Below are 10,861 nucleotides of genomic sequence, written 5' to 3' on the forward strand. Positions count from 1 at the left end.
AGGGAGGGAGGGCCCCACCGTGAATGGACGCGGGGGCGCGAATGGACATGTGCGTCCAGCGGGAAAGGGACGCATGGCGGCAGGTCCCAGGCGCGCGAGACAGGAGGAGGGGTGGGGGCTCGGGGCGAGCCTCCTGGTGGCGCTCGTCCTGTTGGTCCTGGCCGTCGTGGCGCTCCTGCTGACGCGCGCCTCCGTGCGGTCACGGGTGATGGAGCGCTCCCTGGACCTGCAGGAGGTGGGGCTGCTGGGGCGGGCCTTCAGCGACAAGGTGTCCCTGGCCAACAGCTCGCTGCTGGCGGGCGGGCAGTCGCTCTCCCGGGACACGGCGCAGGCACGGCGGCGCTTCCTGGACACCGCGGAACGGCTGGCCGCGCGGCTGGATACTCCCGCGGACGAGGCGTTGGTGTGGGAGGTGCGCGCCGCGGAGCAGGCGCACGAAGCGGCCCTGCGCGCGCTCGTGAACACGCCCACGCCCCAGGAACAGAAGCTGGCGCGCGAGCGGCTCGCCCAAGCCCACGGGCGGGTGCGCGAGGCGCAGGCCCACCTGGAGCGCAGGGTGCAGGAGCGGCTGTCCGTGGAGAACCGGTCCTCGGTGCGGGTGGACCGGTGGGAGACGGCGCTGCTGCTCCTGGCCTCCCTGCTGGGGCTGGCGGTGGCGGGGGTGCTGGCGTGGGTGCTCCACCGCCGGCTCCACCCGCTCCGGCGCGAGGCGGTGGCCAGCGCGCACCGCTTCCAGGCGCTGGTGGAGGGCGTGCGCGACTACGCCCTGGTGCTGCTGGACGCGCGCGGACGGGTGGCCAGCTGGAACCCGGGCGCCGAGCGCATCCAAGGCTGGAGCGAGGCGGAGATTCAAGGCCGGCCCACCTCCGTCTTCTACACGTCCGAGGAGGCCTCGGCGGGCAGGTCGGAGCGGGACCTGTCGCGGGCCCTCCAGGAGGGGCGGCTGCGCACGGAGGGCTGGCGGCAGCGCAAGGACGGCTCGCGCTTCTGGGCGGAGGTGTCCATCACCGCGCTGCGCGACGAGGACGGCGGGCCCCAGGGCTTCTCCGTGGTGACGCGCGACATCACCGAGCAGCGGCGCCAGGAGCGGGTGCAGGAGCTGCTCGCGGAGGCCGGCCGCGTCTTCCACCAGTCCCTGGACCCCGACCTGACGGCGGCGGAGGTGGCGCGGCTGCTGGTGCCGGAGGTGGCGGACGGCTGCATCCTCTACCTGCTCACGCCCGCGGGCGAGCTGAGGCCCCGGGCGGTGACGCACGTGCAGCCCGAACGCGAGGCGAGCCTGTGGGAGGCGCTGCGGCGGTTTCCGCCCCGCTCGGGCATGCCTCCGGTCGTCTGGGAGGTGATGCGCACCGGGCGCTCGCGGATGGACGTGGAGGTGGAGATGGACGACCTGGCGGCCTCCGCGGAGACCGACGAGCACCGGCTGCTCATCGAGCGCGTCGCCATCGGCTCCTCCATGGTGGTGCCCCTGCGCGCGGGCAGCGAGACGCTGGGCGCCTTCGTGCTGCTGACGGCCCGGGGCCACCGCCGCTTCACGCAGGCGGACCAGGTGCTGGTGGAGGAGCTGGCCGGCCGCGCGGCGCTGGCCCTGGAGAACACGCGGCTCCTGCGCGAGGCGCGCGAGGCGGTGGACCTCATCGCCGTCACCGCGCACGACCTGGGCAATCCCTTGCAAGCGCTGCAATTGCTGCTCAGCAAGGTGCAGCGCTCGCAGGCGGCCGGCAGCGACGAGGACGTGCGCCAGGGACTGGTGGCGGCGCGCGGGCAGGCGCAGCGGCTGGGCCAGCTGCTCCACAACCTGCTGGACCTGTCGCGGCTGTCCTCCGGCAAGCGGCTGCTGGACGCGGCGCCCATGGACCTGGGGGAGCTGGCGCGCGAGGTGGTGGAGCGCTTCGCGGAGGCCGCCGTGGAGGCGGGCTGCGACCTGCGGCTGGAGGTGGAGGAGGGGCAGGTGGGGCAGTGGGACCGCATCCGCCTGGACCGGGTGGTGACCAACCTCTTGTCCAACGCGCTGAAGTTCGGCCGGGGCCACCCGGTGACGGTGTCGGTATGCGCGCTGGACGCGGACCACTCGCGGCTGCGGGTGCGCGACGAGGGCGTGGGCATCGCGCCGGAGGCCCAGCGCCGCGTCTTCGAGCGCTTCGAGCGGGAGCGCGCCGCGCGGACGAAGGCCGGCTACGGGCTGGGGCTCTACATCGCCCGCCAGCTGGTGGAGGCGCACGGCGGCGTCATCCGCGTGGAGAGCGTGCCGGGGCGGGGCGCCACCTTCACGGTGGACCTGCCGCGCGTGCCCCGGCTGATGGAGGAGACGTCGGTGGCGGAGTCGTCTCCGCTCCACCAGTGACGCCCGTTAGAGGTGCAGCGAGGGCACGGGGGCGACGAGGCCGGGCTGGATGGGGAAGTCCGCGGGCAGCTTCTCGCGCTCCTCCAGCCGCTCGAACTCCAGCGAGTCGTGCGCGCAGAACACCGTCACCTGTTCGCCGTGGCGCTGCACCAGCTCGCGCAGCCGGCGCAGGTTGTACCAGCGCATCCACCCGTCCTTCTGCATCAGCTTCTGGTAGGCGCGCAGGCCGGAGGTGCACCGGTAGCGGTCCAGGTCCATCTCGCCATGGTAGAAATAAGCGTCGCCCGCGTGCAGCAGCCACCCCTCCCCGGTGTCGATGGCCACGCCCGCGTGTCCCAGCGTGTGGCCCACGAGCGGTACCAGCAGGATCTCCGGCGGCAGTCCGGTGAGCTCGCGCACGCAGTCGAAGCCGAACCAGCCTTCACCCCGGTGGGGGACGTAGGTCTCCCAGCGCGTCTCCTTGGACCACTGCATCGGGCGGAAGCGCGCGCGGTCCAGCCAGGTCTTCTGCGCGGTGGCCACGCGGTACTCGTCCGCCAGGACGTGCACGCGCGCGTGGGGGAAGTCATCCAGGCCGCCCGCATGGTCGAAGTCCAGGTGCGTGAGGACGATGTCGCGCACGTCGCTGGCCTGGAAGCCCATGCGCTCCAGTTGGCGGATGGCGGTGGACTCCTCCGCCAGGGCGGGGCGGCAGAGCACGTCCCGGAACAGGCCGTTGAGCCGCACGCGGGGCGCGTACACGTCATTGAGGCCGTAGCCGGTGTCCACCAGCACCAGGCCGCGAGGCGTCTCCAACGCCAGACAGTGGCAGGTGAGCGCCGCCGGGCCGGTGAAGCCGCGCCGCCCGTCCATGAGCCGCCGGCCGGGCGGGCACATCGTGGTGCAGTTCAGGTGGTGGATGCGCATGGCGGCTCTCGCTCCTCGTGAAGGGCGGCGGTCGTCCAGCGGCGGGTGAACCGACGCGGGAAGCCCCCTTCCGTTCGTTCAGGGCAAAAGTGCGCCGTGGGTTCCCTGGGAGGAATCACCGCGCCCGGGCAGGACAGGGGCTCGCCTGGCCGGGGGGCGGCAGGACGCCGCTCAGGGGGCGGGAGACTGCCCGGCCGCCTCCCCTTCGGGCGATGGAGCCGACATCAGCACCAGCGCCTCCGCGTCCGCGACCGGACGGTGCTCGACGCCGCGGGGGACGATGAGCAGTTCGCCTTCCTCCAGGTCCACGGTGCGCTCGCGCAACTCCACACGCAGGGTGCCCCGGGTGACGAAGAACAGGACATCGCCGGTGGCGTGCCGGCACCAGGGGCCGGTGCCCATCAGCCGCACCAGGTGCACGGGCTGGCCGTGGAGCGTGCCCACGGGCCGGGCAATGCCAGGCGCCGGCAGGTCGGTGGATGCGTGGGCCAGGTTCACCTTCTCCACGGGGGGAAGGGACGCGGAGGCTGGCGGGGCGCGGCGGCGCGAATCCCAACGAGGGGGACGGCCGCCAGCGAGGGGTGGGGTCCGGAGAATCGTGCTCATGCGACAGGGACTCCTTCAGGGGGGACGCGGTCCCACCCCCTCATGGGTTGTCTTTCTTTCTGCCAGAAACAGGGCCTGTGTTTCACCCCCTGCCACGGAGGCCGGTCCGGTATCCGACGGATGGCGCCGGTAAGATAGGGATTGCTCCGCCGGCATGCCCGACGCCCGGTTGTCCACTGCCGGAGACCCCACCGTGCGGTGACGAACGGCGGCCCCGGGGGGCGACATCGTCCGGAGCCACTGCCCCCTGGCGTCCCTGGCGCCACGCGCAAGAGCCTGCCCTTGTGGTGTACACCAAGGCGGTCGAGCAGCTCGGGCAGGCCCCGTCCCACCGGTCCCACGAGACGCCCCGCGGACCGAGCCGCCTCGACGATGCGCAGCACCTCATCGGCCTCCTGGTTCTCCCAGCGACGGCGGCTGTGCGCACGCTCCAGCAACAGCAGCTCATAGCGCTCCTGCGCCATCTTGCGGGTCGTGTTGCCCACCCGTCGAAGGTGTACGGCACGGAATCGCTGATGCCGCCCACGGTGAGCACGAGGACGCTCTGCCCTGAAGCGACCTCCACACTCTGGATGTGGAGGTCGAGCGGAGGCTCGAAGCGCTCCCGCGCGGTCGCGATGTCTGACGACGTCCGTCGACTACAGGCAGTCCACCAGGCCGTCGTAGATCGTCGTGCTGGTGCCGGGCAGCGTGGCGTAGAGGGGCGAGGTCCCGGAGAGCGCCGTCAGCAGCGAGGCCATGGTGGTGCCGCTGGCCAGCGGGCTCTGGCAGGTCCAGGTCTGCGTCTGCACGGAGATTTCACCCGTGGACGGGTTGAGCTCCTCGTTGCTCGCGGCGAACACCCAGACGCACTGGCCAATGACACCCGTCCCGCTGTTGACGGAACACTGGAAGCGCAGCGACTGGATGTTGCTGTACTCGCCTTCGCAGAACGTGTCCCCACAGATGTGGTCGAAGTTGTCCTTCAGGTTCGAGCGCAGCTCCAGCCACGACAGATACTCCGGCTGGGACGACAGGTAGGACGTGGCATCGACATGGCTGGACCGCGGCTGCGCCAACACCAGCGGAGCGGACAGGGTCAATCCCAGCGTCGACAGCGCCAGCCACGAACGGATGTTCATCACGGAGCACCTTCCTGGAAATGACCGCCCCACGGACGGAACGGTCACCCGCAAGGCCATACGGCTTTGGCAGGAAGTTCAAGCAAACCTTCGTTCACAAAGATTTCACGGTGATGTCTGATGAGCGCCTTCCCCTCGCAAGGAAAGGCCGGTTCCCCCATGCGGTCATCGCTGCGCCGTCTTCCCCCTGTCCTGAAGTTCACGGCCGTCACCACGGCTTTGATGTGGCTCTCCGCCTGCGGTGAGGGCGTGCTGGAAGAAGAGGAGGTGTTCGCACAGGGCCGGCAGGCGCTGTTGAACGGCGTGGGTTCGTCCGCGGCGCGGGCGGCGCTGACGAAGCGGTGGGCGCCCATCCACTACCAGGACGTGGACGTCACGGGCTCGCACTCGCTCAGCGGCAAGTCCGACTTCATCACCCGCGTGGACTTCGACGGGGACTGGAGCGGGACGAACAACTGGGACAACACCGGCTCGCGAGCGCTCACCGCGCACGCCTACCAGTCGGTGGTGGAGACCTCCACGCACTGGTACCTGCTCTACACGTTCTTCCACCCCCGGGACTGGTCCGACTCCATCTTCGACACCGAGCACGAGAACGACGGCGAGGGCGTGCTGCTCATCGTGAAGCGCGACGGCAGTGAGTACGGCGCGCTCGTGGGCGCGGTGACGGTGGCGCACAAGGACTTCTACGCGTTCGTGCCGTCCGGCAGTCCGCTCGGGTCGGGGTCGGAGTCCATCGACGGCACGCTGTCCATGGCCTCCTTCGAGGGCGAGCTCCACCCCATCACCGCGCAGGAGGCCAAGGGCCACGGCCTCAAGGCGTGGCCGTACTACGACATCGTCGGAGACGGCGTGAAGTACTACCCGTCGCTCACGCTGGCGGAGCAGCCGTCGTCCGCCACGGACCCGGACGTGCGCTACAAGCTGCTCGACATCTACAGCACCACGGACGGCCTCTGGCAGCGCCGCGACCTGACCTCGCTGTTCTCCTCCGACGGCACGTTCCGGGGAGACACCAGCGGCGGCTGCGGGCTGGTGGCGGGCAACTGCGGCACCAACTCCGCGAACGCGCCCTGGGGCTGGGACGACCAGAACGACGGCCCCATCCTGCGCGGGGAGATCGCCAAGGACCCCGCGAAGCTGGCCGCGTACTACTTCAGCCCGTCGTCGCAGTTCTCCACGACGTACACGTTCAATCCCTTCCAGAACATCGGCAATCCCAACCAGCCCTGAGCCAGGGGGCATCCGATGACGGAGCCCGCTTCCTCGACGGGGAAGCGGGCTCGCGTGTCTCAGCTCAGCGGACCCAGTTCACGTTGCTGTACGCCTTCGCGCCATCCGCCCGCTCCGTGTTCGTCAGCGGCGCGTAGACGCGCGTGGTGATGGTGTTGGCGGCGGTGTCCACCTCCACGAGCCGCGTCGGATTGGTGGTGCCGTCGTGGAACGTGTTGAGCATCTGGTAGATGGTGTTGCCGTTCACGCCGGTGTCGGTGCGGTAGGCGGCGTTGCCCACGTGGCCGGAGAAGACGAAGCGCACGTTGGCGTACTGCTTGATGAGGTTGTCGAACACGTACTGGGGGCTGTTGTTGCCGTAGCCACCGTTCGACTGCTCGATGCCGCCGCTGCCGTTCAGGTGCGAGTGGGTGATGATGATGACGTTGTGCTGGGGGAACTGGGCCAGCACGGTCTTCGCCCAGTTCACGGCGTTCGTGCGGGCCCACAGCTCCAGGTTCAACACCAGCCAGTTCAGGCCGCCCGCGTTGAACGTGTGGTAGGCGTTGTCGCACTTGCCGGACTCGAACACACCGCCCAGGGCCTTGAAGCGGGACAGCGGGAAGTACGTGTTGAAGGTGGTGGTGTTGCGCAGGTTGGCGTTGACGTTGCCGGGGCACGCGCTGCCGCCCTGGCACACGGCCGCCGTGTCGTGGTTGCCCAGGGCGATGGCGTAGGGAATCTGGGCGGTGTCGAGCACCTGGTACGAATCACTGGCGCGCTGGTAGTGGAGGTGGTCGGGCGTGTCCCAGTCCATCAGGTCGCCGGTGTGCATCACGAAGCGGATGTCCTGGGCCGTCTTGTTGTCGGCGATCCACTGCATGCGGTGGGTGAGCCGGGTGGGGGCGTAGACCGTCTCCTGCTGCGTGTCGGGGATGACGACGAAGGTGAACTTCGTGTCCACCGTGGTGGGCGCGGCGTAGAACTTGATGCCCTCGTTGGTCCAGCCTGCGGTGGTGAGCGCGTCGCGCTCCGCCTGGGTGACGGCGTGGCGGTGTTTCTTCAGGCCCGGGTTGTCGAAGCGGTAGACGGGCACGAGGCACGCGTCCGCCGTCTTGGAGGCATAGAAGCCCACGCCCTCGTCGGTGGTGAAGCCGGAGGCGATGAGGTTCGAGCGCTCGGTGGCGTCGATGGTGACGATGTGCTCACCCCGGCTGGGGCTGTAGAGCCGGTAGACGGGGGACAGGCTGGTGCCGGAGGAACTCGCGGCCTTGAAGGGCGTGCCCCGGTCGTCTGTATAGCCGTAGGTGGTGGCCGCGTTGGCGGCCTCGTTCGCGTTGAGGGTGAGGAGGCTGTCGCCCGTGGACGGACGCACCCGGTGATACACGGGCTTGCTGAGCGCGGCGCAGTCCAGCGCCGCCGTGGTGCTGCCCAGGTGCTGGGGTTCAGGCGCCTCGCCAGGACCGCAGGCGGACAGCACGCCGGCCAGGGCCAGGGATACGAGGAGGGAAGAAGGATTCAAGATGTGCTCCCAGTGAAGTCAAGATGTTCAAGTTAAAAATGAATTGCATGGATGCGCATAGCATTGGTGGAAGGGCCGGAGAAGGCGCCTGTCGAGGAGTGTCGCCAGTGTCACAGGGCCAGAACCGGATGAGCGCGAGCAAGGCTGGGGTGTGGGGGCTGCTGGTCGTGCTGCTCACGGGCTGCGCCAGCGGGCCCACGGTGCGGTTGCGCACGGAGCAGGGGACGCGGACGTACGCCCCGGTGACGTGGGACCGGCGGGTGCCGGTCAGTGCGCGGGAGTTCGAGGCGGCGCTGGCGCGATTGGTGTTGGAGGTGCCGCTGACGGTGCGGTCACCGAGGGTGGTGCGCGCGGTCGCGAAGAAGGGGGCGCAGCTGGACCTGGGGCTCGGGTTCATGCTGCGGGACGGGTACGGGCGGTGGTGCCGGGCGCATGAGGCTCCAGGGGATTGTCTGTCCTTGCTGGAGGATGGGGCGGGCTTCGGTGAACTGGACCGGCTGACGCTCGCGGTGGGCATGTCGCTGGATCCGTTGCGCGCGAGTATTGGAGCCGCGTTGCAGGACACGTTGAATCCGGAGTTCTTCGTGTCCGTGGTGGCGGGGGCCATCACTTCGTGGGTGGTACTGGCTGCGGCGCCGGAGCCCCTGTTCACCAAGGCCGCGGCGGTGATTGCCGCCGTGTTCCTGGCGTACGTGGGCGTGCAGTCGTTCCTCACGGTGGTGCGCGCGTGCGGAGCGCTGAAGACGGCGACGGATAGGGCGCAGACGTTCCAGGAGTTGGAGGAGGCGGCGGAGGTCTTCGCGCAGGCACTGGGGCCAGAGGTGGCGCGCGTCTTCGTGCTCGCGGTGACGGTGCTGGTGAGTCACGGCGTGACGGTGGGGCTGTCATCCGCGCTCTCGTTGATGCCGCGCTTCCCGGACGCGGTACGACTGGGCTCGACACAGGCAGGCTTCAACCCGGCACGCGTGCTGGATGTGAGCGCGGTGGCGGTGGTGGACGGCGTGGTGGAGGTGACGCTCGCCTCTACGGCGGTGGCCATGGCCACGATGGGCCCGCCTCCTGCGAGCAGCAGTGCGGGAGGCCCGGGCAAGTGGGTGCAGGTGAACGAGTCGATGTCCGACCGCGCCCGCGACTATCAGGCCCAGGTGACTGGAGCACCGAAGGGCTCCGCGTACCGGCTCAAGGTAGGAGACGAAGAGGTCGACTTCGACGGCTACGACCTGGTGGACGATTTGCTGCTGGAGGCCAAGGGCTCGGGCTACGCGAAGTTCATCCAGGACAACATGACGCTGAAGGAGTTCTACAAGGGCTTCAACAAGATCCTTGTCCAGGCGGAGCGTCAAGTCAGGCTGGCGCAGGGAAGGCGCATCCGCTGGATTGTGGCGGAGGAGCGATTCGCTGACTTCCTCCGAAAAGCCTTCCGAGATCGGAGCTATCCGATTGAAGTGGTACCCATCCCGCCGATTCGATGAGGCATGCTGGAGCCATGCTTGAGACGCATTACGCGGCTTGCTACTGGCTGGCTCGTCTGGAGCCAATCGACGCCTGTGCCCGACGCCTGGAGTCCTTCCTTGGGATGATGGCTCCACTCGATCCAAGCTGGAGCCGCTGGCATCAATCCGCAGCAACCTTCGAAAAGGCACGCAAGAGACAGGTCCAGCCAGAGGCTATGACGCTTGCGAAGCTACTGGGACAGAAGAGCAACCGGGTTGGTGACGGCTCCAGGTTCTGGCTCTGGGCCGGGGCGTCGCCAGATGAAACCTCTGGGGTCAATGGCAGTTGCGGCGGATCTTCGACCTACGTGACCTCCCATTGCATCCTCAACCCTCTGGGCCAGAGTGAGGTCGCGAACCGCGTCGTGACCGCGCCTGTCATGACCGGCGTGGTGCGCGCCATGGCGCTCGCGTGGGAACCCGAGTTCGCCCTCGCCACGTCCAATCAACACGTGGACACCATCGTGACCGAGCAGTTCCCCAAGCTCGGCACCTATGGCGGCTGGGTCATGTACTTCGCCGACTTCCGCGGCCCCGTGCCCCCACTGCCCGCGCCGGTCCAGGTGGAGCACATCCCGGACCGGGGCACGCTCATCACCCTCACGCCGGAGAAGTTCACCGTCTCCAACCCCGCCCACGTCGCCCTGGCCGCGGACGTCCAGGCGCGCCTCCAGGACGCGGGGCTGCTCATGCCCCTGCGTCCCTGGGGCACCTGAGCCCCTCAGTCCGGGTAGAACATCGGGTCGCGCGTCGCCACGAACGACGAGATGGCGTTCGCCACCTCCGGCGGCAGCGTCGTGAACTGCACGCCCACGCCCGGCATCAGGTCCGGGGTGCGGTCGTTGCCGTCGCGCGCCCAGCGCACCACGCCATTCACCGTCAGCGGCCGGCCTCCCGGCAGCGTGAAGTCCAGCTCCACCGGAGTGCCGCGCGGCACCGCCTCCACCGTGGCGATGAAGATGCCGCCCTCGCTGATGTCCATCGAGAAGCCGGTGAAGAAGTTGGAATCACTGCGCGTGTCGATGGTCGTGTGCATCCGCACCCGGCCCGCCTTGCGCGCGTCGCTCTTCGCCGGAGTGGCGGCCACGGGCGCGCGCGCCGGGAGCCGCTCCGCGCGCGTCGGCGTCTCCGTGGACGGCTTCTCCTGGGACGGGCGCAGGGCCGGGGGCGGGACGACCTTCTGGGTCTCCGCCTCCGCCGCGCGGCGGGCCTTCGCCTCGGCTTCCGCGTGAGCCCTGGCGGCGTCCTCGACGCGCTTCAGGTCGGACTCGGCGGACGTCAGCGCCTTGTCCACCCGGGCGGCGTCCTCCTGCTGCACGCGCAGCGCGGACTGGAGGTCCAGCCCGGCCTGCCGGCGCGTGTCCAGCGCGGCCTCACGCGCGTCCAGGGCCTTCTCACGCAGCCGCGCGAGCTCCGGGGACGGCTCGGGGGACTCGGTGTCCTCCAGGCGCATGGCCCACTGGGACAGGCGCGGGTCCCCGGCATGCTCCGGCCGGGCCAGGGCCTGGCGCATGCGGGCGAGCCGGTCGGTCAACGCGGCGGCATCCGCGGTGGCGCGGGCCACCTGTTCGGCGAGCTGCGCTTCCAGCCGGGCCATGTCGGCTTCGGCGCGCGCGAGTTCGACTTCCCGGGAAGGGGTGGGGGACGGGGGCATGGG

At 69.8% G+C, this 10,861-nt stretch carries 9 protein-coding genes; 4 read left to right on the forward strand and 5 right to left on the reverse strand.

The features are described from left to right. Positions 1-73: 73 nt before the first annotated feature. Positions 74-2,344 (forward strand): ATP-binding protein, encoded by a 2,271-nt coding sequence (locus tag D7Y21_RS37235; RefSeq protein ID WP_120564724.1) that lies wholly within the window; start codon positions 74-76, stop codon positions 2,342-2,344. A 6-nt stretch (positions 2,345-2,350) separates the two neighbouring features. On the opposite strand, the gene D7Y21_RS37240 is transcribed toward D7Y21_RS37235, so the two are convergent. The 3 genes from D7Y21_RS37240 to D7Y21_RS37250 form a co-directional block, all read right to left on the reverse strand. After that, a complete protein-coding gene (locus D7Y21_RS37240) occupies positions 2,351-3,250 on the reverse strand; it encodes an MBL fold metallo-hydrolase (RefSeq protein WP_120564725.1) in 900 nt (299 codons plus the stop codon). A gap of 171 nt (positions 3,251-3,421) precedes the next feature. After that, positions 3,422-3,856, reverse strand: a complete 435-nt coding sequence (locus D7Y21_RS37245; protein ID WP_120564726.1) for a cupin domain-containing protein — start codon at positions 3,854-3,856, stop codon at positions 3,422-3,424. 638 nt (positions 3,857-4,494) lie between these two features. After that, entirely contained in the window at positions 4,495-4,977 is a 483-nt protein-coding gene (locus D7Y21_RS37250; RefSeq protein ID WP_121718224.1) for a hypothetical protein, read from the reverse strand. Positions 4,978-5,136: 159 nt separating this feature from the next. Between D7Y21_RS37250 and D7Y21_RS37255 the strand changes: the two genes are divergently transcribed. Continuing rightward, positions 5,137-6,210, forward strand: coding sequence for a hypothetical protein (locus D7Y21_RS37255; protein ID WP_121718225.1), 1,074 nt, complete (start codon positions 5,137-5,139; stop codon positions 6,208-6,210). A gap of 64 nt (positions 6,211-6,274) precedes the next feature. Here the strand turns inward: D7Y21_RS37255 and D7Y21_RS37260 are convergent, their stop codons facing one another. Then, the gene (locus D7Y21_RS37260) at positions 6,275-7,711 is read right to left on the reverse strand and encodes a metallophosphoesterase (protein WP_121718226.1); all 1,437 of its coding nucleotides are present in this window, start codon (positions 7,709-7,711) and stop codon (positions 6,275-6,277) included. Positions 7,712-7,818: 107 nt separating this feature from the next. Between D7Y21_RS37260 and D7Y21_RS37265 the strand changes: the two genes are divergently transcribed. Together D7Y21_RS37265 and D7Y21_RS43725 are read left to right on the forward strand one after the other, a co-directional pair. Further along, positions 7,819-9,183, forward strand: coding sequence for a restriction endonuclease fold toxin 5 domain-containing protein (locus D7Y21_RS37265; protein ID WP_233612439.1), 1,365 nt, complete (start codon positions 7,819-7,821; stop codon positions 9,181-9,183). Between the two features lie 14 nt (positions 9,184-9,197). Next, a complete protein-coding gene (locus tag D7Y21_RS43725; protein WP_121718227.1) occupies positions 9,198-9,920 on the forward strand; it encodes an immunity 52 family protein in 723 nt (240 codons plus the stop codon). A gap of 5 nt (positions 9,921-9,925) precedes the next feature. Here D7Y21_RS43725 and D7Y21_RS37275 read toward each other — a convergent pair. Then, on the reverse strand, positions 9,926-10,861 hold a 936-nt coding region (locus D7Y21_RS37275), incomplete at its 5' end, for a TIGR02266 family protein (protein WP_370039825.1).

It is taken from the genome of Corallococcus sp. AB045, assembly GCF_003668895.1.
GTDB lineage: Bacteria > Myxococcota > Myxococcia > Myxococcales > Myxococcaceae > Corallococcus > Corallococcus coralloides.

Coding starts and splice junctions, on each gene's coding strand:
- D7Y21_RS37235 (WP_120564724.1), top strand. CDS start 74: ATGGCGGCAGGTCCCAGGCGCGCGAGACAGGAGGAGGGGTGGGGGCTC.
- D7Y21_RS37240 (WP_120564725.1), bottom strand. CDS start 3,250: ATGCGCATCCACCACCTGAACTGCACCACGATGTGCCCGCCCGGCCGG.
- D7Y21_RS37245 (WP_120564726.1), bottom strand. CDS start 3,856: ATGAGCACGATTCTCCGGACCCCACCCCTCGCTGGCGGCCGTCCCCCT.
- D7Y21_RS37250 (WP_121718224.1), bottom strand. CDS start 4,977: ATGAACATCCGTTCGTGGCTGGCGCTGTCGACGCTGGGATTGACCCTG.
- D7Y21_RS37255 (WP_121718225.1), top strand. CDS start 5,137: ATGCGGTCATCGCTGCGCCGTCTTCCCCCTGTCCTGAAGTTCACGGCC.
- D7Y21_RS43725 (WP_121718227.1), top strand. CDS start 9,198: ATGCTTGAGACGCATTACGCGGCTTGCTACTGGCTGGCTCGTCTGGAG.